The organism is Enterococcus sp. 4E1_DIV0656, from assembly GCF_002140695.1.
Taxonomy (GTDB): Bacteria; Bacillota; Bacilli; order Lactobacillales; family Enterococcaceae; genus Enterococcus_D; species Enterococcus_D entomosocium.
In genome coordinates, this window is the sequence record NZ_NGLF01000001.1 from 1,902,903 (window position 1) to 1,926,721 (window position 23,819).

The 23,819-nt window shown below is 42.2% G+C and carries 18 protein-coding genes; 16 read left to right on the plus strand and 2 right to left on the minus strand.

What is annotated here, in order from left to right; translation table 11 throughout:
• Positions 1-22 precede the first annotated feature (22 nt).
• From A5882_RS08925 to A5882_RS08960, 8 genes are all read left to right on the plus strand, one after another.
• Positions 23-3,034 carry an extracellular solute-binding protein gene (locus A5882_RS08925; RefSeq protein WP_086372682.1) on the plus strand — a complete coding sequence of 1,004 codons (3,012 nt, stop codon included), beginning with the start codon at positions 23-25 and terminating at the stop codon, positions 3,032-3,034.
• Positions 3,018-3,953 (plus strand): carbohydrate ABC transporter permease, encoded by a 936-nt coding sequence (locus A5882_RS08930; protein WP_005237317.1) that lies wholly within the window; start codon positions 3,018-3,020, stop codon positions 3,951-3,953. Before A5882_RS08925 ends, A5882_RS08930 begins: the two co-directional genes overlap by 17 nt.
• Positions 3,954-3,980: 27 nt before the next feature.
• A complete protein-coding gene (locus A5882_RS08935) occupies positions 3,981-4,850 on the plus strand; it encodes a carbohydrate ABC transporter permease (RefSeq protein ID WP_005237316.1) in 870 nt (289 codons plus the stop codon).
• Position 4,851: 1 nt separating this feature from the next.
• Positions 4,852-6,867: a hypothetical protein gene (locus A5882_RS08940; protein WP_086372683.1), complete on the plus strand. Its 2,016-nt coding sequence runs from the start codon at positions 4,852-4,854 to the stop codon at positions 6,865-6,867.
• Complete coding sequence (locus A5882_RS08945; protein WP_086372684.1) at positions 6,864-9,119, plus strand: DUF5696 domain-containing protein; 2,256 nt, start codon at positions 6,864-6,866, stop codon at positions 9,117-9,119. Before A5882_RS08940 ends, A5882_RS08945 begins: the two co-directional genes overlap by 4 nt.
• A complete protein-coding gene (locus A5882_RS08950) occupies positions 9,116-9,979 on the plus strand; it encodes a carbohydrate ABC transporter permease (protein WP_139843242.1) in 864 nt (287 codons plus the stop codon). Before A5882_RS08945 ends, A5882_RS08950 begins: the two co-directional genes overlap by 4 nt.
• Positions 9,980-10,014: 35 nt before the next feature.
• Positions 10,015-10,938 (plus strand): carbohydrate ABC transporter permease, encoded by a 924-nt coding sequence (locus tag A5882_RS08955; RefSeq protein WP_139843243.1) that lies wholly within the window; start codon positions 10,015-10,017, stop codon positions 10,936-10,938.
• A gap of 211 nt (positions 10,939-11,149) precedes the next feature.
• Entirely contained in the window at positions 11,150-12,163 is a 1,014-nt protein-coding gene (locus tag A5882_RS08960) for a LacI family DNA-binding transcriptional regulator (protein ID WP_034872458.1), read from the plus strand.
• Positions 12,164-12,313: 150 nt separating this feature from the next.
• Here A5882_RS08960 and A5882_RS08965 read toward each other — a convergent pair whose 3' ends face one another.
• Positions 12,314-12,919: a TetR/AcrR family transcriptional regulator gene (locus A5882_RS08965; protein ID WP_005237309.1), complete on the minus strand. Its 606-nt coding sequence runs from the start codon at positions 12,917-12,919 to the stop codon at positions 12,314-12,316.
• Between the two features lie 174 nt (positions 12,920-13,093).
• On the opposite strand from A5882_RS08965, the gene A5882_RS08970 reads away from it, so the two are divergent.
• Both A5882_RS08970 and A5882_RS08975 read left to right on the plus strand, forming a co-directional pair.
• Complete coding sequence (locus tag A5882_RS08970) at positions 13,094-17,320, plus strand: 2-hydroxyacyl-CoA dehydratase (protein ID WP_086372685.1); 4,227 nt, start codon at positions 13,094-13,096, stop codon at positions 17,318-17,320.
• 199 nt (positions 17,321-17,519) lie between these two features.
• Positions 17,520-18,227 carry a GntR family transcriptional regulator gene (locus tag A5882_RS08975; protein WP_005228765.1) on the plus strand — a complete coding sequence of 236 codons (708 nt, stop codon included), beginning with the start codon at positions 17,520-17,522 and terminating at the stop codon, positions 18,225-18,227.
• Positions 18,228-18,422: 195 nt separating this feature from the next.
• On the opposite strand, the gene A5882_RS08980 is transcribed toward A5882_RS08975, so the two are convergent.
• Entirely contained in the window at positions 18,423-19,064 is a 642-nt protein-coding gene (locus tag A5882_RS08980) for a YigZ family protein (RefSeq protein WP_035006530.1), read from the minus strand.
• Positions 19,065-19,174: 110 nt separating this feature from the next.
• Here A5882_RS08980 and A5882_RS08985 point away from each other — a divergent pair, with 110 nt between their 5' ends.
• From A5882_RS08985 to A5882_RS09010, 6 genes are all read left to right on the plus strand, one after another.
• On the plus strand, positions 19,175-19,468 hold the full coding sequence (locus tag A5882_RS08985; RefSeq protein ID WP_005237305.1) for a hypothetical protein: 294 nt from the start codon (positions 19,175-19,177) through the stop codon (positions 19,466-19,468).
• A gap of 72 nt (positions 19,469-19,540) precedes the next feature.
• Entirely contained in the window at positions 19,541-19,861 is a 321-nt protein-coding gene (locus A5882_RS08990; RefSeq protein WP_005228768.1) for a PTS sugar transporter subunit IIB, read from the plus strand.
• A gap of 106 nt (positions 19,862-19,967) precedes the next feature.
• Entirely contained in the window at positions 19,968-21,278 is a 1,311-nt protein-coding gene (locus tag A5882_RS08995; protein WP_086372686.1) for a DEAD/DEAH box helicase, read from the plus strand.
• Positions 21,268-21,951: a ComF family protein gene (locus A5882_RS09000; RefSeq protein WP_086299190.1), complete on the plus strand. Its 684-nt coding sequence runs from the start codon at positions 21,268-21,270 to the stop codon at positions 21,949-21,951. Before A5882_RS08995 ends, A5882_RS09000 begins: the two co-directional genes overlap by 11 nt.
• A 137-nt stretch (positions 21,952-22,088) precedes the next feature.
• A complete protein-coding gene (gene raiA, locus A5882_RS09005) occupies positions 22,089-22,646 on the plus strand; it encodes a ribosome-associated translation inhibitor RaiA (protein WP_005237301.1) in 558 nt (185 codons plus the stop codon).
• A gap of 188 nt (positions 22,647-22,834) precedes the next feature.
• Positions 22,835-23,782 carry a LacI family DNA-binding transcriptional regulator gene (locus A5882_RS09010; RefSeq protein WP_005237300.1) on the plus strand — a complete coding sequence of 316 codons (948 nt, stop codon included), beginning with the start codon at positions 22,835-22,837 and terminating at the stop codon, positions 23,780-23,782.
• The last annotated feature ends 37 nt before the right edge of the window (positions 23,783-23,819 follow it).

Genomic DNA, 23,819 nt, shown 5'->3' on the forward strand with positions numbered 1-23,819 from the left:
ATGAGTGATAGGTTGGGATTCTATGACAAAGAAAAAAAGAAGTATGTTTCAAATAGCCTGGTCAATCGGCATCACAACAGTGATCGTATTGGCATCCGTTCTTTTTTCTAGAAATGATACCGAACAAGAAAAGGAAGTAAGTCGGAGTGATCTAAGAAGTACTGAAGAATTAATGGCTTTTTCCCACGAAGCAGATCATTACTATGCGGTAGCGATGGAACGAGTACGAGAAGGGCTTGAAATACCTACTGAGGAGTCAGTTAACTTAGCGCAAGAGCGCCTGGGTGGTGAATTGGTGCCTCCTTCTCAGAGTAAGAACTATGAGGGATATGTCACGAATCTTCAAGCTGGAGATAAAATCGAGTTGACCATCAATGCGCCTGTTGGGGGTTTGTATGAGGTTTGGCTGGATTACCGTGTAGAAGAGCAGACATTTTTAAACCCAGAACTGTCCTTCGAAATCAACGATACGACTCAGTTTAATGAGATGAACGCCTTAACGTTGCCCTTGCAATGGCAACAAGCGCACGAGAAATCTGCAATTCAATTTGATCGTTATGGCGATCAGCTTCAGGTGCGATCAGAGCTAGCTGGGGAATGGGACCAACAACCATTGAAAGACCCAAATCATTTCTTTGCTGATCCGTTGAAGTTTGAACTAGCAGAAGGTGAGAACACGCTTTCCTTCGAATTGATTGAAGGAGCTATTTTACTAGGAGATATCATTATCAAGAACACGCAACGATCCACCCTTTCCTATGAGGAATACCTTGTCGTGCACGAAGGCGCATCAAAACAAAATGATCAACAATTATTGACGATCGAGACAGAAAATCCTGTGACTAAAAGTCGAAGAAGTATCCGCGGTCAATATCTTCGTAACCCAGCATTAAGCCCCTATGACTATCAAACCCGATTATTGAATGTTTTAGATGGTGCTTCTTTTTCTGAGCCTGGGGACCAAGTGTCGTATGTTTTGACTGTGGAAGAGAGTGGCTTTTACCAAATCACCTTCAAATACTTACAAAACATGAATAACGGAATGCCTGCTAGAAGACGAATCGAGTTGAATGGCGAAGTTCCGTTTGAAGAATTGAGTACTTATTCCTTTGATTATTCAAATAAGTGGATCCATGAAACACTGAGTGATGATGAGGGAAACGCCTTTTTATTTTATTTAGAAGAGGGACAACATACGCTATCGCTTGTCATTGACAGCACGCTTGTTGCAGCACCATACCATGAATTGTTGGCATTACTGGCAAAGATGGATGGCATCGGTGCGGAAGTGGTGCGCTTGACGGGTGGATTGGTTGATCGTCAGAGAGACTGGCGGATCGAAACCTATTTCCCAGAACTCAAAACATCATTAGCAGAGATCCTAGATGGATTGAACGCACAAAGAGAAGTGTTGATCGATTTATTAGGCAATGAAAAATTACCGATTTTGACAGAATTAGCGGTTGCAATCGCTATGGTCGAGAGTTTCTATGAACAGCCGGATACATTGCCTCATTATTTAACCCGTTTTAATCAAGGCTACTCCTCGGCCTACGGAAGGATCCAATCTGTCTTACCAACTTTAATTGCTAGTCCCTTATCAATGGATCGAATTTTTATCCATGATGCGAATGTCGAACTGCCAAGGGAGCGAGTAGGGATTTTTACCACAGCTTTGGAAAGCGTAAAGGCATTTGCTTATACGTTTATCAATCCAAGATATCGTCAAATAAATGAAACTGAGGGAGAAGCGATAGAGGTTTGGGTCAATCAATCGCGTTTAAATTTAGAGATCATTCAGCGACTTGTTGATGAAGAATTTACACCGAAAACGGGCATCCAAGTGAATTTATCCTTGTTGCCTGATGAACAACGAATCATCTTAAACAATGCTGCAGGAAGTGTGCCAGATGCGGCCTTAAGTGTCAGTCATGGGATGCCTTTTGAGTTGGGACTGCGAGGAATCATCGAAGATCTAAGTGAGCTGGAAGGATTTGAGCAGCTTACCGCTGAATACAACCCAAATTCCTTTACGCAATATATCTATGACGAAGGAGTCTATGCGATTCCGGAAACACAGACAGTCAAGTTACTTTATTACCGTAAGGATCTGTTGGAGATGATCGGAGAAGAACCACCGCAAACATGGGAAGAAATGATCAGCATCATTCCATTATTACAAAGATACGATATGAATATTTATATCCCTTTAGGATCCGACAGTTCACATAAAGGATTCGACACGACCACGCCGTTTATTTATCAGTATGGCGGGCGGTTGTTCGATGATACTGGGAGTCAGACGGAGATTCATTTAGGTGGTTCCTATGAAGCGTTTGATTTTATGACCAGTCTTTTTACAGTCTACAACATGCCCTTGACTACTGCGCAATTCTATCAGAGTTTTCGTGATGGGAAAACTCCTATTGGGATCGGCGATGCTAATCTCTATGTGCAATTGAAGCATGCAGCGCCTGAAATTGCCGGTCAGTGGGGGATGATCCCAATTCCTGGGATCGAAAATGACAGTGGAGAGATCGAACGATGGGATCCTACCTATGGTTCTGCGTCGATTATTTTTAGCGATAGTGAGAAAAAAGCAGAAAGCTGGTCTTTCTTACAATGGTGGAACAGTAGCCAAACACAGGCGACGTTCTCCTATGATCTGCAGGCGACTCTGGGACACCAATTTCTCTATTTGCCAGCCAACCTAGAAGGATTTAAAGCAAGTGCTTGGCCGCAAGAATCAAAGCAAGTGATTTTAGAGCAATGGCAATGGATTCAAACAACAGGGAGAGTTCCCGGTGATTATATTGTAGAAAGAGAGCTTAGCAATGCTTGGAACAAAGTAGTTCTCGATGGAGAGAATCCGCGGATCGCCATCGATCATGCGGTCAGGATAATCGACAAAGAGTTGGAAAGAAAATTGAGGGAGTTTGGGTATATCCAAGAAGACGTCTTGGTTCGGCCTTTTAATGTTCCCGTACTAGAAACAATTGAAAGGTGGATACCAAGTCATGATGGGGATAACTAAATCAAATCAAAAGACAGCCAAAAAAGAGTATCGCTGGCTAGATCGTCTACTGAATTCATCGTTTCTCTTTCTTTCGCCTTATGCGCTATTATTTGGCTTGTTAATTTTATTGCCAGTTATCGTCGCATTTCTTTTGTCCTTTACCTATTTCAATACTGTTCAATTTCCAGAATTCATCGGGTTTCAAAATTACATTGATTTGATTATGGGAGATACGATTTTTTTACAAAATGCGCTGATGAATACGATTTTGTATGGTGTGATTGTTGGGCCTGTCGGCTATATGCTCGCTTTTTTTCTCGCCTGGAATATTTCGCAAGTTACCCATCGAATGCGGACCATTTATACAGTGATCATTTACTCACCTTCGATTACAGGCTCCATCATGATGGGGACAGTTTGGCGGGTTTTATTCAGTGGTGATGAGACCGGCTACTTGAATCATTGGCTCTTAGAGTGGGGCATCGTGCGAGAGCCGATTCAATTTTTACAACAGCCAACGATTTTATTTGTCATTATGATTTTTATCGGGATCTGGAGTAGCATGGGGGTCGGCTTTTTAGCTATGCTAGGCGGGTTATTGAATATCGATCGCTCACTTTATGAAGCAGGAAGTATTGATGGAGTGAAAAATAGATGGCAGGAAGTCTTCTTTATTACCATTCCTTCCATGAAGCCACAAATGCTATTTGGCGCAGTCATGGCCATCGTTGGCACGTTTAACACAGCTGGTTTGGCGGCAGCTTTGAGTGGTGGCAATCCACCACCTCAATATTCCGGCTGGTTGATCGTCGATCATGCCCAAGATTTTGGCTTTACCCGGTATGAGTTAGGCTATGCCTCAGCGGTTACAGTTGTGCTATTACTTATTGTGATTCTATTTAATCGTGTCAGCTATAAGCTGTTTAGTGAAAACTAAAATTATTATTTAGAGAGTGGTGAAAAGATGTCCAGTCCCGTCAAAGTGAATCCGCAGCGATTTCATAAGGATCAACTAAAAATACATGTACTTTTGGTCTTCGTCTCATTGATCATGGGGTTACCAGTGATCTTTATTGTGAATCATGCATTTAAACCTTTTACCGAGTTATTTGCTTATCCGCCGACTTTTTTTGTTCGGCAACCCACATTAGAAAACTTTCAACTACTGACCAATTTTTCCAATCAGTCAGGCATACCAATGAGCCGCTATTTATTCAATAGTTTATTCGTAGCGTTCACGTTGATTGTCTTGACGTTGTTGATCAGTTCCTCTGCTGCCTTTGCATTGTCTAAACTGCATTTTAAAGGTAAGGAGACCTTCAATAAAATCAATACTTTGGCGCTGATGTTCGTTCCGGTTGCGGTGGCGATCCCCCGATTTCTGATCATTGTTCAATTGGGCTTATACAACTCGATTTGGGCACATATTATCCCAATGTTGGCAATGCCTGTCGGCTTGTTTTTATTGAAGCAATTTATCGATCAGATCCCAGATTCTTTGATCGAAGCAGCTAAAATGGATGGAGCAAGCTTCGCCCGAATTTATTGGAGTATTATCATGCCGATGATCAAACCAGCACTGATCACTGTTTCGTTGTTGACGTTTCAGTCCGTATGGGGCAACGTAGAAGCTTCAGCGATTTTTATGGATAGTGAAACTATCCGTACGCTTCCGTTTTATATGTCGACCCTATCTTCGCAAACGGGAAATGTCGTCGCAAGTGCGGGTGTCGAAGCGGTTGGTGGACTGATTATGTTTGTCCCTAATTTATTGTTGTTTATCATTTTACAAAATAAAGTCATGAATTCAATGGCGCATACGGGGATCAAGTGATATGAAAAAGATGACGATGCTTATTTTATTTGTTATGGTCTTCGCAACTATTTTACCGAATAAAGCCGTTGCCCAAGAGGTTCCATATTTTACTTTTACGACGGATAGTGAAAATTATTTTTTGCGGACCCAAACAGCCTATACACCTGCAAAAGAAATCACAGCGTTTGATGGTCATTCATTTGTCGAACCAAATCATGTTTTTGTTGATAATGAAGACAATGTTTATATTTCTGATACGGGGCTGAATCAAGTCATCATTCTTGATAAAACGTTGTCCTATCAAGGATTTCTAGAGAGTGAAGAATTAGTGGAAGTACATAGTACTTTCGTGACAGAAGATATTATTTATGCAGTAGATACGAGCCAAAATAAAATTTTCTCATATGACAAAGAGAGCCATGAATTATTACAAGAAATTGGTACGCCAGATGCACCTGTATTCAATGAAGGCTATCCTTTCTTACCGACGCATCTTGCGGTGGATATGAGGGGGAACATCTATGTTCGAAGTTCTGAATCAAGTAATGGCTTGATTATGCTGAATCGTGCAGGAGAGTTCGTGACTTTTTTTGGTGCCAATCCCTTAAATGTCCCCCTCTTAGATCAAATCCGTTCCTTCTTTTTAACAGAAACGCAGCAACAAGCGATGGAAACTGTCTTTCCAAACATTATCGCGGATGTGAGTATTGACCAAAAAGGATTTGTTTACACGGTGACCTCTTCGTTGGCAAATGGTGCGATCAAAAAGTTTAACGTTGCAGGGACCAATTATTTTCCAGACAATTTGTTAGGTGAGTTTAATATGGAAAGTATTTGGATCGGTCAGCAGGACAGTGTTTATGCAGTTTCTTCAGATGGTTGGATCTATGAGTACGATTCTCAAGGGCAGTTGCTCTTCGTATTTGGAGGGAATGATGTGATCTCTAGTCGTTTCGGGATTTTAAGCCGACCTACGAGTATTGCAGCAACGTCCGAAAATGAGCTGATCGTCGTCGATCAAGGAGCCGCTTCGCTAGTGAAGTATGAACGCACTCGTTTCACCGAAGCGGTCCATCAAGCCATGAGTAGTTATCAACAAGGAGAGTACCGAGTCAGTCAAGAACTTTGGGAATATACCTTGAATTATAATTCAGTGTTTGATAATGCACGGATCGGATTGGGTAACGCTTACTTGCGAGAAGGTGAAGCACAGTTGGCGTACCAAGAATTTATGAGTGCTGAGTTTACACCAGGAATATCAGCGGCTTTTTGGGAGATTCGACAAGACTGGTTGAGTGCCCATTTAAATACGTTGTTTGTCTTGATGATGGTTGGATTGATATTGTGGAGTTTATGGCGATTGGTGAAGAAATTTAGTCGGCGTTCTATTTCACTCACTCATAAGCTTCAATGGCTGAAAAAGTATAAATTCGTCGATAATTTTTTGTTTATTTTCGAGTTTCATCAAGCAATTTTTGATGGGATCTATACGATCAAGCGTCGCAAACGGGTATCCGTGTTCTTCTCTATGATTCTCTTTCTTCTCTACATCGGTTTGTTTCTCATGTACCATCAATGGACGAATGTGATCTTTGTAGCAGATAATCCTTATCTTTTGTATGAGCTAGCAACCTTCATTTTTGTCGTCTTGTTATGGATGGTATCGAATTACTTGATTTGCTCGATCAATGATGGGGAAGGCACGTTTCTTCAAAGTGTCAATGGGACAGCTTATGCGATGACACCAATATTGTTTGTTTTCCCAGTGGTGATTTTGCTGAGTAATGGTCTCACTTTAGAACAAAGCGTCTTTTTTTATCTCCCACAAGCGATTGCAGGTCTTTGGGTCTTATTTTTACAATTTTTTGTGATCAAAGATCTACACAACTATGAAGTTGGCGAGACCTTTACGATTATCTTCAAAAGTATTTTTACCATGTTGATTATTGGATTGTGTGTGTTTGTCCTTTATACATTAGGCAGCCAGCTAATCAACTTTATTCTAGACGTGATAACTGAGGTGAGTGCCCGATGAATAAGAAATGGCTGACTTATATACTATTTTTACCAATGATTGTTTTACTGGGATTTTGGTTGTTCGATTCGCAAGAGGTAAGACCTACGATCGAGCCGCTGATGAATGATTTTCAGGCGGTGACTGTCAATACCGCAGCAAACGTTTCTGAGGGGAGGTATGAGGCACCATCAGAAATTCCAGACACTTTTCGATTAGCGGCTGAAAATGAACAACTCGTGTTGTATGTCGAGGAGGAGACGGCAGCAATTCTTGTCTTTGATAAGGTGAATGGTGAGCAGTGGGCGTCTTATGATTACCAAGCAGACTATGTTGAGATGCAGTATAGTCAAGAAATCATCAATTATATCAAGTCCGGTGTTTCGATCGTTACCTATGACCGAGCCACACCGGGACGGCGTACCCTGATGGACTCAGGGGTCACGAGGGAATACCAATTTCATGAGGATGGCTTTGTTGTTGCAATTGATTTTACTTCACAAAAGATTCGTTTTGAAATGAGGGTCACTATTCAAGGCGGGGATCTTCTTGTTCATATTCCGAAGGAGAGTATTGAAGAATACAATGAAAACCTTTGGCAGCCGGGAAACAATAATATTTCATTGAACCAATTGATCATGTATCCTTTTTTTGCTAGTACAGAAGGGGAAGAAACGGGGTATTTGGTCATACCCGATGGTCCTGGAGCAACCATTCGCCTTGATGAGACACCGCGGTCATTGGTGGGGTATTCGGCACCAGTCTATGGTTTAGATCAAGGATATGAGGACAATCCTCGAGGCGGTGCCTATCCTTCAAAACCAATTGAACTTTTGACATTGCCTCTTTATGGTGTGATCAAAGAAGAGAATAGTGCCGGTGTTTTAGTCATTTCTGAAAACGGAGAAAGTTATGCCACGTATAACTATCGACCCAAAAATACGGATACACATTTCTATCAATCTTATTTTACTTATACGTATCGAACCGCCTATTCTCAATTTCAAAGTCGGATCAATGAAGATCAGCATATCCTAGGTTTTCAAGAGCTTCCCAACGAGTATGATATCGTGCAACGCTATGTTTTCTTGCGAGAAGATGAGGCAAATTATGTTGGGCTGGCAAAGAGTTATCGCAGCTTTATTGAACAGCTTGGAAAAACCAAAGAGAAAGAAACGCCCGAACAATCGCTGCCTTTAAAAATCGATTTTTTGATGAATGAAGTAAAGATGGGGAGTTTGGGGATTGAGGAAGTAACCTTGACAGATCCTCTTCAAGCAAAAGCTATCACGGAACAATTACTAGAAAATGGCATCGAGCAATTAACCGTCACTGCCAAAGCGTTTCTGCAAGACCGTTGGACGTATGGCATTGGCCCACAAAAAAATCTGAACAATGACGATGATTTCCAAGCGTTACTGGCTTACTTTCATGAACACGAGGTAGATTTCAATTTTTACGTCGACTATACAAAAACGTATCACAATGCAAGCAATCAGCAAACATACAAATTAAATCGGAATGACTTTCAATTTTTTGATCCTGAAAAGGCAACCCTCAATTATATGAACAGTCCGTACTTCTATGCTTCATCTTTAGAAAATGATTTAACGACACTCGCTGATCTTGCGGGAGTAAGTCTGGCTTTGGCTGGTTTTGATCACAATGTATTTACTTTTTTTGAAGAACGTCAGATCCATAGTAGTCTTGTGACGATGACCAGTGTCAAACAGCTGCTTGAGCGGTTGGAAGCAGCTGAAATAGCAACGAATATCTATCAACCAAATGCGTATCTTTTCCCTTATCTTGATGAGTATTATGATACACCCATCTACTCTTCCGGTTTTGTGTTTATTGATGAAACGATTCCTTTATTGCAGCTGATTTTAAGTGGCCAAGTAGAGATGTATTCTACGTATCTTAATAGTGTTTCCCATGATCAAGATACTCTTTTGCGGCTGATCGAATTTGGTGTGTATCCCACATTTGTCTTGACGGGAGAGCCTGCATACAAAATGAAAAATACTGGGGCGAGTGCGATCACTGTTTCGGAATATGAGTATTTATCAGAGCGAATCATGTTTTATTATGAAGCGATGGATGAAGCTTTGTCAGTTGTCAGAGGGAGTGAGATGGTCGATCATCAACTCTTAGCCGACGGAGTCGTTCAAGTAACCTATGCAAATCAAAAGACACTAACAATCAACTATAATGAGACAACCTTTGAAACAGGAGAAGTCATAGTAGAAGGAAAGGGGGTCTTTGTACGGTGAAATTATCCATGCAAAAGAAAAAGAAATTAACAGGGCTGCTTTTTGTTAGTCCATGGATCATTGGGTTTCTGACATTAGTGGCCTATCCGCTTACTCGAACGATCTTCTTTAGCTTTCATAATGTCTCCTATGGCATTCGTTCTGGCTGGCGTTATAATTGGGTCGGTTGGGAGAACTATGACCGAATTTTGTTTCAGGATATTGACTTCGTGATTGCCTTACAAGATTTTTTTGTTGCTACCTTGTTTCAAGTTCCTGTGATTATCGCTTTATCGGTGATTATTGCCATGCTTTTGAATCAAAAAATTCACGGCAATTGGTTCTTTCGCTTAGTCTTTTTTCTACCAATCATTATCTTAAGTGGCAAATTGATGACTATGATCAGTGAGTATGGTGGTACAGGGATCGTTGAGAATCTGGTGATTCTCAATATCTTAGATTTATTTATTCCTTCACAAGCCGTTGTCCTGCTGGTTGCAGAATTATTTGAAATGATTGCGCAACTATTGTGGTATTGTGCAGTTCCGGTATTGATTTTTCTAGCATCCCTCCAAAATGTCAACCCGAGCATTTATGAGGCCGCATCAATCGATGGTGCTTCTTCCTGGGTCAGTTTTTGGAAAATCACCTTACCAATCATTTTTCCACTGATCAATGTAGCGGTCGTCTTTATTGTGGTTTTTTTAGCGAATTTTGAAGCAAATCCGATTGTTTCGATCATTCTGGAATCGACCTACGATGGAGCGAGAAGAGAAGGCTATGCGTCAGCGATTGCTATTTTATATACGTTGTTCCAATTCATAATGATTGGTATTTTGTATATGGTCATAAAAGAACGCAAGAAAAGTAAGGCGGGTTAAGAATGATGATACGACGAAGAGGAAATACCCATAGAATGAAAAAACTGTTACTGGGAACCAATTTTACAAACGGCTTATTAGGAAAAATCGTCATTTATGCAATCTTGATCGTGCTTAGTTTTGTCTTTATCTTCCCGCTGATCAATATGATAACTGTAGGATTGATGTCAAATTTAGATTTGGCTGATCACTCGATCGAATGGATTCCTTCAGAATTTTATCTAGAAAATTTTCGGCTTACGTGGCGGGCGTTACGTTTGCCAGGGAGCTATTTCACTACGGTACTTGTTGCAGGAGTATCGACCGTTTGTCTGATGCTTTCTTCTGCTTTGATTTCATACGGGTTAGCCCGTTTTCAAGTACCTGGAAAATTTCTGATCTTTTCATTGTTGCTTTTTACGTATCTTGCGCCGAAGGTGTTGTTTTTTATTCCTCGCTATCAACTCTTTACGACGTTAGGATTAAGCGGAAATATGGGGGCGCTGATTTTTCCAGCTCTTATGGGTCAAGGAGAACAAGCCGCTTTATTCATTTTGATCTTTTATCAGTTTTTCAAAATGATCCCAACTGCATTAGAAGAAGCAGCCTTTTTGGATGGAGCGGGTGCCTTTAAAACCTTTTATAAGATCGCCTTACCGATGGTGAGACCTGCATTTGTGATTGTGGGGATCTATGCGTTTGCGTTGTACTGGAATGAAACCTTGTTGACTTCTTTCTATTTAGAAGGAAACATTCAAACAACTCCAATGTTACTCAATTCATTGGAAAGTCAATTTAACAATGTCGTCAACAATACCTCGAATCTAGGTGATCCAGGAGTCAATCCCAATCTTAGTTATACAGAGGCGGTAGCCTATTCGGGAACGATTCTGAGTATTTTTCCATTGATCTTCTTCTATGTTTTTGTTCAGAAATGGTTTGTTGAAAGTATCGACAAGTCTGGGATCACGGGTGAATAAGCAGGTATCTTAGAACCAATTTCCATCGTTTTCCTCCGATTAACGATAGCTAGAAGTCGTTTTTACTTCTTCTAACTATCGTTTTTTTCTCAATATTTGTTAGAATGGAAGAGACACTTGGCTGAAATTGTCGGCCAAGTATGGAAGGAACAAGCCTTTTTCTATTCGATCGAAAGAAAAGGCAATGAAAGCAGATAAAAGGAGTTTTGATATGGCGGCAACTATCAAAGATATTGCTCGAGAAACAGGCGTTTCAATTGCCACTGTGTCGAGAGTGCTGAATAATATTGGCGGATATAGCAAAGAAGTTGAAGAACGTGTTCTTTCGGCAGTCAAAAAGTTAGGATACCGTAAGAATGAAACTGCTATCAGTCTTGTAACGAAAACGACAAAGACGGTGGGGATCATTATGCCGAACTCCGACACCTCTTTTTATGTAAAAATCATCGAGGGGATTGAAGAAGAAGCACACGCTAGAGGGTTTAGTGTGATCGTGACTCATGCAGGTGTTGGTGGAGAAGGGTTTCAGAAAAGTTTAGATCTTATGGCTGAACGTCGAGTCGACGGTATTATTGTGTTTTCCATTTTTTTGTCTAAATACGATTTAGCACCGATCGAAAGCTTGAATATCCCGATTGTTCTAGTTTCTAGTACTGATACAAACAAAAAAATTCCTTCGATAAAAGTGGATGACTATTTGGCATCTTTTACCGCTGTTGATTATCTGATCAAACAGGGGCACTACAATATTGGCTTGGCAGGATTAAGCTATGATGATGAAAATACGAGTGTGCCTAGGATCAAAGGGTATGTCGACGCCCTAGAGAAGAATCAGATTCCCGTAAATAAACAATTTATTGATTATGGCTACTTTAGTTTTCAATCTGGAAGACGTGCAATGAGCGGGTATTTGGAGAGGAAAGAACCGATTACAGCTGTGTTTTGTGCGAGTGATGAAACAGCACTAGGGATTATCTCTATTTGTTATGAAAACAAGATCGTCGTCCCCGATGATCTTTCGGTAGTCGGTTATGATAATTCTCGGATTGCCGCAATGGTCAGTCCACCGCTGACCACCATTTCCCAGCCTTTTCATGAGATGGGGAAACGCGCTTGTTTAAAGCTGCTTGACTGTATTCTTAACGGGAAAAAAATCACCTCAGAAATCATTCCTTTCGAATTGATTGAACGCAAATCTGTCAAAAAGAACGTAAATAATCGGTAAGAAACCCGTCCATGTGATCAAGCGATCTGGACGGGTTTTTCCATGATTCCAGAAAAAAATAAACGGTTAAACGTTGTTAAAATGAATGCTCTTCGCAAAAAGGGAGCGACCCCCTTCTCTTTGGGCAAACCAGTAAAGTGGGTTTGGCAGCTATTCCTCAATCTCAATCCCCAAGACAGTCAGGTGGCCGTTTGCCACCAGTTTGATGACAAGTTTTGCTAGATGGTCGGGTGTCATCGTTGTTTCTGCCGTTAGCCACCAATGCAAGGTACCAACAAATATCGAGGTCATATAGTCAATGATGAAGTCTAAGGGCACTTCAATGTCTCCTTCGGTGATTCTCAACGTTGAAAAGATCTCTTGGTAACGTTCAGTCAAAATCAGGCCCAACTTTTTACGGATGATCTCAATGGCAGAGGCATCCATGATCGTCAAATAAAAGGAACGATTGTTTTGAATGTGTAAAAAAAGTTCGGTCATGGCCGCTTCGATTTTGCGGATTTTGATGCGATTGCCTTGAACAAAATCTTCAAAATCAAGAATCGCGGTAAATGATTCGACAGCCAAGTCAAATATCTTTTCATACAAGTCTTGTTTGTCTTTGTAATGGGCATAAAAGGTTGCACGGTTGATCATGGCTTCATCGGCGATATTTTGGACAGTCACTTGCTCGAAGCCTTTTTCTTCCACTAAGCGGATAAAAGCTTCAATAATGTACTTATTGGTTCGTTTGACACGTAAATCCAATTTTTTCATATTGTGAATTTCCTTTCAAAATAAACAACAAAAAACGGGTAATTGTTGTTTATCCCACACCTTCCTTAGAATTGTTTGTTGAATTATCAATTAAAAGAATTACAATGAACATAAGTATTATAACAAACGGCTTGTTAGATAATCAACAAAGTGTTGTTTAGATGGAGGCAACAAATGAAAAAATATAAAGCGGGCATCGATGTCGGGTCGACAACAGTCAAGATGGTTCTGTTAGATGAAGGCAATCAAACGTGTTTTTCAAGATATGAACGGCACTATGCAGATATCCAGAAAGCAGCGGAAAAAATCATTAGAGAAGCGCAAGAAGTGATCGAAGATCAGCCGCTTGCGCTGGCGATTACCGGATCAGGTGGGATGGGTCTGGCGGAAGTTTTGCGGATCCCATTTGTCCAAGAGGTCATCGCTTGTACCAAAACAGTTGAGACAGTGATTCCCGAAACCGATGTGGCTATCGAGTTAGGCGGCGAAGATGCGAAGATCACCTTTTTTGAAGGGGCATTGGAGCAGCGAATGAACGGCAGTTGTGCCGGTGGAACGGGTGCGTTTATTGATCAGATGGCAGTTTTATTGAAAACCGATGCCAATGGGGTCAATGAACTAGCCAAAGATTATCAAACCCTTTATCCGATCGCATCGCGCTGTGGCGTCTTTGCCAAAACCGATGTGCAGCCGCTGATCAATGAAGGAGCAGCAAAAGCAGACATTGCGGCGAGTATCTTTCAAGCGGTGGTCAATCAAACGATTGCTGGCTTGGCTGCTGGTCGTAAAATCAAAGGCAAGGTAGCCTTTCTAGGTGGACCGTTGACGTTTATGTCGGAATTGCGTCAACGATTTATCGATACGTTGAACCTGCAAGAAGCAGATATCATTTTTCCCGAGAACCCAGAACTGTTTGTGGCGATGGGGGCTGCACTGTATGCAGAAGAAGAGCAACAGCTTTCCGTGCTATTAGCCCGCTTAGCCAACGGAGAAGATGGCAAACTCGCGCCAACTGATACATTAGCCCCATTGTTTAAAGACGAGGAGGAATTGACTGCTTTTCGTGCTCGCCATGCTCAAGCGGTGGCCACAGAAAAAGCGTTGTCTGAGCATACAGGCGCTGCTTATCTAGGCATCGATGCAGGATCAACCACAACGAAAGTGGTTTTGATCAATGATGCAGGGGAATTATTGTTTTCTTTCTATGGCAATAATGAAGGTGAACCGTTAGCGACAACGATGGCGGTTTTACAAGAGCTTTATCGTCAGATGCCTTCTGACGTTTACATCGCAAAGTCAACGATCACAGGTTACGGCGAGCATTTGATCAAACATGCACTGAAAGTCGATATCGGTGAAGTGGAAACGATGGCCCATTACAAAGCTGCCGAACATTTCCAGCCGGGGGTTGATTTTATCCTAGATATCGGTGGACAAGACATGAAGGCGATGACGGTTAAAGATGGCGCGTTATCTTCGATTCAATTGAATGAAGCCTGTTCCTCAGGATGCGGCTCCTTCATTGAAACTTTTGCCAAATCTATGAATCAGGATGTCAAAGAATTTGCGTTGGCAGCTACAAAAGCCCAAGCACCGGTTGACCTTGGTTCGCGTTGTACCGTCTTTATGAACTCAAAAGTGAAACAGGTCCAAAAAGAAGGGGCTTCTGTTGGCGACATTTCAGCCGGCTTGTCTTACTCGGTCATAAAAAATGCTATCTATAAAGTCATCAAGGTTCGGCGACCTGAAGACCTCGGCGAGAAAATCGTCTGCCAAGGAGGGACTTTCTATAACGAAGCGGTTCTGCGCGCTTTTGAATTGATCAGCGGCCGTGAAGTCGTTCGACCATCGATCGCCGGTTTGATGGGGGCATATGGTGCCGCCTTGATCGCTTTAGAAGAAGCAGCCCTTGACGATGTTAGTACGTTGGTGTCTCCAGCAGAAATGGCCGATTTCCAAGCAGAAAAAGAATTTACGAATTGCGGTCTATGCGAAAACAATTGCTTGTTGACGGTGACCCTCTTTTCTGACGGTCGAAAATTTATTACCGGGAATCGCTGCGAACGTGGTGCGCGAATCAAAATCAAGAAAGAAGACCGCAAAATCAATCTTGTGGATGAAAAATATCGCCGCTTGTTTAAGTACCGTTCCTTACGTAAAAAAGAGGCCGTCCATGGCGAAATCGGCCTGCCAAGAGTATTGAATCTTTATGAAAATTATCCGCTTTGGCATACCTTTTTCACCAAGTTAGGGTTTCGAGTAACCTTGTCGCCACGTTCCAACAAAGAACTATATGAGCAAGGGATTGAAACGATTCCTAGTGATACGGTTTGTTACCCAGCCAAACTAGCCCATGGACACATCCAGGCACTGATTGATCAAAACGTACCGTTGATTTTTTATCCAGGTGTTATTTTTGAGCGACTAGAGAACACTGCCGCTGAGAATCATTTTAACTGTCCAATTGTGCAAAGCTATCCAGAAGTGATTCGTAATAACGTCGATGCGATTCGTGAAGGGGCGGTTGACTACCGCTGTCCGTTTTTGAATTTGGCGGATGAAGCCTCAATGGTCAAAACTTTAACGAGTACTTTTCAAGATTTTGGTTTTGTAGAAGAAGAAATTGCCCAAGCCCTACGCAGCGGTTTCGAGGAGCTGGATCAGTTCAAGACAGATATTGCGCAACGGGGAGAAGAAACGCTACGTATGCTGATGACGACCAATCAAAAAGGGATCGTTTTATCTGGAAGACCATATCATTTGGATCCTGAAATCAACCATGGGATTGCAGAAGTCATTACCCAAGAAGGCTTCCATGTATTGACTGAGGACAGTATTGCTCATTTAGCAAATGTCGGCGATCTGAGGGTTGTGGATCAATGGGTCTATCATTCGCGATTGTATGCGGCAGCTCGAGTGGTCGCGAAAAACAAACAATTAGAACTGGTTCAATTAAACTCATTCGGTTGCGGGATCGACGCAGTCACTACTGATCAAGTCGAAGAGATTATGGCGCAGTATGGGAAGTTATATACGGTGTTGAAAATCGATGAGGGAGCAAACCTTGGGGCAATTCGGATTCGGTTGCGTTCCTTGAAAGCAGCAGTCAACGAACGGGACAAACAGCACTTTGTACCTAAAAAGCAATACGAGGAACCGGCAAAGATCATTTTTACCAAAGAGATGCGCAAGCAGCACACGCTCTTATTGCCGATGTTGAGTCCCATCCATCAAAGCGGGTTAGTCGATGTTGCTTTGCAAGCTTCTGGGTATCAAGTGATCTGTCTACCTAGTGAAGATCGTGAGGCGGTTAATGTCGGTTTACGCTTTGTCAATAATGATGCGTGCTATCCGGCGATCATTTCCATTGGACAGCTAGTAGAAGCATTGCAAAGCGGAAAATATGATGTTGAAAATACCAGTGTTTTGATGACTCAGACGGGCGGCGGATGTCGTGCAACGAACTATATTCCTTTGTTACGTAAAGCACTGAACGATGCAGGATTTCCACAAGTGCCGGTGGTATCTATTTCGATGGGCAACACCGGGGTTGAATCAAATCCGGGCTTTCGCTTTACCTTACCGATGATGAAGCGTTTGGCGGTGGCATTTTTATACGGAGATCTCTTTGAACGGGTCGTTTATCGCACCCGTCCGTATGAGCAAGAAGCAGGGGCTGTCGATCGGCTCCATCAAGAATGGCTGGAAAAAATTGCCAAAAACGTTCGTAATGGCTCCTTCAGTCTGTTTAATCGAAATATGAAAAAAATCATTCAAGCCTTTGATCAAGTGCCGATAAGAGATATCAAGAAGCCGCGTGTCGGTGTCGTGGGAGAGATTTTAGTGAAGTATTCACCGACTGCCAATAACGATGTCGTTCGCCTGTTAGAAGCAGAAGGAGCGGAAGCGGTCGTACCAGATATTGTCGGCTTCATGAATTATTCCCTCTACAATCAGATTTGGCGCTACGAGCATTTGGGGATGGCGAAGAAAAGTAAAATGATCGCTGATTTTGCGATCATGGCGATTGAGAGGCTCCAAAAACCGATGGATAAAGCACTGAGGGCGTCAACGCGTTTTGATGGTATCCATTCGATCCATCAGCTTGCGGAGCAAGCGAGCGAGATTGTTTCCATTGGTAATCATACGGGAGAAGGCTGGTTCTTGACCGGTGAGATGATTGATCTATTGGAAAATAATGTCAACAATATCATTTGTCTGCAACCATTTGGCTGTCTGCCCAATCATGTGGTAGGAAAAGGTGTTATGAAAGAATTACGTCGTCAATACCCGCAGGCGAACATTGCGGCCATTGATTATGATCCAGGTGTCTCAATCGTCAATCAATTGAATCGTATCCGATTGTTGATGGCCACTGCCAATAAAGCGTTGGCTGAATAAATTCTCAAGCCAGCGACCGAACCAATTTAAAAGAAAAGCGACTGCTCTTGTTTGGACATTTTGTGATAACTTCTTTCTTCTGCCTATAAAATAGGGAAAGAATTCGCACAAATTGAGAAAAACAGAGCAGTTTTTGCTTTTTTTATTAGCTATTTAGGTATATACCAGTTATAATAGGAGGGGAACGGAGGAATGTGTAGTGGTGGAAAAATTACCTGTTTATATCCAAATTCATGATCAAATTAAAGCCAATATTGAAAACAATACATACAAAATCGGGGATCGTCTGCCCTCAGAGCGCGAGTTGTCGAAACAATTCGGCGTGAGTCGCATGACGTTGCGACAAGCGATCCAAACCTTAGCAGATGAGGGGATTCTTGAGCGTAAAATCGGTTCCGGCACTTATGTGGCTCGCCAAAAAGTACAAGAGAAAATGACGGGCACGACGAGTTTTACCGAAATCATGAATTCTCTTGGTCGTAAGCCTTCCAGCAAAGCGGTCGCTTATTTCTTGACGGCACCTAGCTCCAGTGAGATGGAAAAGCTGCAATTAGAAGGTCACGAAACGATTTTACGGATGGAGCGGATTCGGTATGCGGATGATGTGCCGATCTGTTTTGAAGTAGCGAGTATCCCTGAAAAGTTTATTCATGACTTTAGCAAGGAGGAGATCATCTCTTCCCTCTATAAAGTGTTGGAAGAAAAAGGACAGCGGAAAATTGGCGGCGCTTCGCAAACGATCTCAGCTATGGTCGCTTCCGAGCAAATTGCTGATTACTTACAAATCAAACGCGGCGATGCGATTTTACGTATGCGGCAAATCACTTCATTTGAAGATGGTCAACCATTTGAATACGTGCGCACCCAATATGTTGGTAATCGTTTTGAATTTTATATGGAAAAATAACCTGTCTTGAGACGGCTGGAAACAAAAAAGACGCGAAAAGCCGAAAGGACACTGCGAGCATACTTGCTGTTGCTCCGCATCGGTCATTTCGGGTTTTCAACGATAGGGCCGTTCCTGCATTCGCTGCAGCAAACGGCATAAGTGTCCACGCTTTGAGGAAAAGAGCAAACCCGACATGGTGCTTGCCATGCGTAGTTACTCGGTTGGCTCCTCAATGAGGCGCTCTACATATTCGGTCTTGCCTTTGTTTAGCTGCACTTGCCCTTGCAGCAAGTCAATCAGAGCGGCTTCTTGGTCGGCAAGTACTGCTTCAGGAATCATTGAGGTGACAACGATTTTCTCCGTATAAGCAATATCTTTTATATAGATATTCTGCAGTTCTAAGTAGTTTTGGAGCTTGCCTAAAAGGGGATAATCGATGGTCAAGGCAAGTTCTTGATGCAAAATACCCTCGACGATTCCTACCTCTTTGATTCCAGCAGAGGCCGAACTTGAATAAGCGCGAATCAATCCACCAGCACCCAGTTTCGTTCCACCGAAGTAGCGGGTAACAACGGCGATCACATTGATCAGTTCGTTTTTCTTTAACACTTCTAAAATCGGTACCCCAGCGGTGCCGCTCGGTTCACCATCATCACTGCTGCGCTGGATCTCATGGTTTTCACCTAATACATAGGCGCTGCAATGATGATTTGCCTTCCAATGCTCTTTCTTGAGGGCTTGAATAAACGCTTTGGCTTCGTCTTCTGATTGAATTCGTTTTAATGAACAGAGGAAACGCGATTTTTTGATTTCTATTTCTGTTTCTCCGTCTTGTCGAATCGTTCGATAAGTCACGCGCACGATCGCCTCCTTTATGTTTCTAGTATAGGCAATCGGAAGGAAAGTTACAAATAGAAGAAAGAAACAGGTACGAACATAGACTCTAAAAAGAGGAGGCAGTTGCTTTGGGTAGACGCAAAAAGTACGATACGATCACTCACTATTTAAAAAACAACGGTGGTTCGCAAATCACCTTAACGTTTACGCAGTTTGATGAATTTCTTTTCCCAGCATCCGGTTTGCCCAAAAGTGCCCGCACCAGTAGCGATTGGTGGGCGAATGATTACCGACATCCAGAAAATGGGGCTTATGCGTGGCTGAATGCCGGCTACGAGGTAGTCCTAGTCAATTTAAAAAAAGAGTACGTCGTTTTTAATCGTTTAGTAAAATCAAACTGGTTGCTGGATAGAAAGCGTTGACAAATTTCAAACTTGTTCTATACTAGAGATAGGAAATGTTATCTTATTCTTAAAATTCAAGGAGTGTTCGATATGGCGAAAAAAACAATTATGTTAGTTTGTTCTGCAGGGATGAGTACAAGCTTATTAGTAACAAAAATGCAAAAAGCAGCTGAAGCAAAAGGATTAGAAGCAGATATTTTTGCAGTTTCCGCATCAGAAGCAGATCAACATTTAGAAAGCAAAGACGTAAACGTTTTACTATTAGGACCACAAGTTCGTTTCATGAAAGGCGATTTCGAGAAACGTCTAGCGCCAAAAGGAATTCCATTAGAAGTAATCAACATGGCAGATTACGGCATGATGAACGGCGAAAAAGTCTTAGATCAAGCTTTGACATTGATCGGCGAATAAGCAAGACCTGCTGTTGAAGCAAACAAGAAACCTGTAATCGGTTCAAGTACTTTTCAAAAAGTACTTGAACCGATTTTTTTGCGTAGTTAAAACTGAGGTGTATGTTATGACCAATCAAAAAGGAAGACAATTTTTTGTTTTAGATGAAACAATGAGTGTAGGAAAAACTTTTGATTCTCGACCGGCAATGCTCGAGCAGGGGAAGAGAATCGTTTGTCAGCGTTGCGGTTCTTCCCACCACAAGCCGTCGGTTCTATTGCCGATAGGCTGCTATTACTGTCCAACTTGTATTCGCTATGGTCGGATCACATCAGATGGCCAACTCGTAATTCAACAAACGGATCTTCCAGCCTTTGATCACAAGATCGTTTGGCCAGGAGTGTTGACTTCGTTTCAGCAAAAAATTTCTCAGCAACTAGTGGCAAATTGTCGACAAAAGAAATCGTCTCTTGTTTGGTCAGTCACGGGTTCAGGGAAGACCGAGATGATCTTTGAAACGATCCGCCACATACGGCAAGAAGGTGGTCGTGTGGCGATCGTCTCGCCACGGATCGATGTCTGCCGTGAACTGTTCCCCCGGATTCAACAAGCGTTCCCACAAGAGGAAAGCCTGCTCCTTTATGGGAAATCAGAAGAACCTTATCGTTATACAACGATCCTTATTGCCACCACTCATCAGCTACTGCATTTTTATCGCAGCTTTCAACTGATCGTGGTGGATGAGATAGATGCATTTCCCTACGAGGGCGATGCGCAGCTGCGTTACGGATTATACAATGCCTTGGCAGAAAACGGGTGTCTGATCTATTTAAGTGCGACGCCTTCAAAACGATTGTTGCAAGAAATTCATTCGGAATTTGCAGTGTTAAAAATGCCTCTACGGTTTCATCAGCGTCCGCTGATCGTTCCGAAACCTATTCATTATAGCCGCTGGGCGCAGGCTTATCGCAAAAAACGTTGGCTGCGACCATTGCTACAGCACTTGCAGCGGTTGGTTAAAAAAAACTTTGTCTTGGTATTTTGTCCAAGTATTCAGCTGATGAAGGAAATGGAAGGGGCTGTCCGCAGGCAAGAAGCATCATGGCTCCTCACTAGTGTTTCTTCACAAGATGAAAAACGGAGGGAAAAAGTCCAATCGGCACGCAGCCAAGTGTACAAGGTGTTGTTTACAACGATGATTTTAGAACGAGGTGTAACGTTTGAAAATGTCTCAGTGGTGGTACTGGGAGCCAATCACCCGGTCTTTACAAAATCGGCGTTAGTACAAATCGCTGGCCGTGTCGATCGCAAAGGTGCGTTTACAGAAGGGGAAGTCATTTTTTTCTACGACCAAATGACAGAAGCAATCCGTCAAGCAATCAAAGAAATCAATGAGATGAACCAATTAGCAAGGAGCTGGTTGACCGATGGAGTGTAGTTGGTGCCAAATATTTTTTTCAAGAGAGGTAACGATCATTGAGCTGTTGGCTCCTTGGCGCATCCCCGAAAAAGAATTATGTCCACAATGCGCTCAGCGATTTACAGTGATCGATTGGCAAAGCTGCTGCCCAACATGTGGCAAAAAGGATACCATTTCCTGCAGTGACTGTCTCTTTTGGGCGAAAACCTGTCCCATGATCCATTTGCAGCATCGGGCACTGTTCGCTTACGATCAAGGGATGAAGGAGTGGATTCATGAATACAAATTAATGGGAAACTATCAGTTGCGAGAGACCTTTGCTGCTGCCATCAGACAAAAGATCAACAACTTTGATTACGATTGTTTGATACCTATCCCGCTATCGGCAGAACGTTACCAGGAGCGAGGGTTTAATCAAGTGACCGCTGTGCTAGACGCAGGCGGAGTTAAGTCGAAAGAATGGCTGGATAAAGTGGTTGATACCGCACCACAAGCTCAACGTTCTCGCAAGCAACGATTAGAGGAGGTGCAACCTTTTGCGGTGAAGCCAGAGGCAACGGTTGAAATAAAAAACAAGAAACTGTTGTTGATCGATGATGTTTACACTACCGGTAGAACGTTATATCACGCAGCTGAAGCATTGCAGACCTTTGGCCCCCAGTCGATTCGATCCTTTTCCTTTGCCCGTTGAATCGTTATTTTGAAAACGCTTAAAGAAATTTGTTCGATTTACTAGGCAAATGAGCAAGAGTTCGATATAATAGAGTTAAGAAGAAGAAAAGAGTGGTCCTTTTCCTTCTTTACTGGTAGACGAAAGGGGTAATTTTTATGTTTAGATATAATGTGCGCGGCGAAAATATCGAGGTAACAGAAGCGATCCGTGATTACGTCGAGAAAAAAGTAGGTAAATTAGAACGTTATTTTAACGATGTGCCGGAAGCAACAGCACATGTTAATTTGAAAGTTTATACTGAAAAAACAGCAAAAGTAGAAGTAACGATTCCTTTACCATTCTTAGTTCTGCGTGCGGAAGAAACCTCACCTGATCTATATGCTAGTATCGATTTGGTTGTTGACAAATTGGAACGCCAAATCCGCAAATTTAAAACAAAAATCAACCGCAAATCTCGCGAGACAGCATTGGTTCCGCCAACAGATGGTGATTTGTTCACAACTGAAGCAAACGATGAAGAAAACAATGGTTCTGAATTAGACATCGTACGTACAAAACGTTTGTCTTTAAAACCAATGGACAGTGAAGAAGCTGTTTTACAAATGAACATGCTTGGACACAACTTCTTTATCTTTGAAGATGCGGAAACGAATGGAACGAGCATTGTGTATCGTCGAAAAGATGGCAAATACGGGTTGATCGAAACCGATTAACAAGTGTTGATACCTTTTTCTCGACACCCCAAAAAAATAGTCTTTTTTGACAGAGTAGCTGAGAAGCCACTCTGTTTTTTTATACTCGTTAAATTGGCTGGAAATCTTTTTTATATAGAGAGTGCCTTGGTTCTTCTTTTGGTTTATTATGTTATACTATAGATGAAATAATACAAGGAGAGTGAATCATGACTACGCTAGCAGATGTTGCTAAAAAAGCAAATGTTTCCGCAATGACCGTTTCTCGAGTGATCAATCATCCGGACAAAGTAACTGAAGAGTTAAAGCAGCTGGTTCATCAAGCGATGCTTGAATTGGATTATCAGCCGAATATTGCTGCCAAATCATTAGTTTCCAAGCGTTCCCATATCATCAAAGTGTATATTTTAGAGGAGATGGATACGACGGAACCTTACTATATGAACTTATTGGTTGGGATCGCTCGTTCTATTGGTAAAGCACACTATTCTTTGCAGCTAGTTACGACTGACGGGGTGGATCGTGGTCCAGCAGATGGCTGCATCATTACGGGCTTTCGCCAGGCTGACATGGACTGGATAAGAAATTTAAGAAAGCCTGTGGTGTTGTTTGGCGAAAATGAAGCTGGGTTCAGTTTTGTTGACAGTGACAACTATCAAGGAATCGTTTCTGCATGCAAACATGCTATCGACACCGGCTATCAACAATTGGTCTATATTGGTTTAGAGTTGGAAGAAGCGTTTACGAAAAGCCGAGAAAAAGGGTACATAGATACAGTCACAAAAGCGGGAATATCACCAAAAATCTATCGTTTTGACAACCGATCTTCCGCCGCCCGCAAGTTTATCCAATCGCAGAATGAGCATTTAATGAAAAACACTTGTTTTATCTGTGCCACAGATCGTTTAGCGTTAGGCATCAATCAAGGCTTACAGTCGATCGGAGTGGAGGTGCCAGATGATTTTGGGATCATCGGCTACGATGGCGTATTCCTTGATCAGGTAAGTTCGCCAAAATTGACAACGATGAAGCAAGCCATTGTGGAAATGGGGGAAGTTTGCGGCGAATTATTGATCCAAAAAATCGAACATAATGATACGAGCCAGCGACAACAGCGCTTTTTACCTCAACTCGTGGTTCGTGAATCCACAAAATGAAAAATTAAGCAAATGGTTGCGCAATTTCTTTTCGATT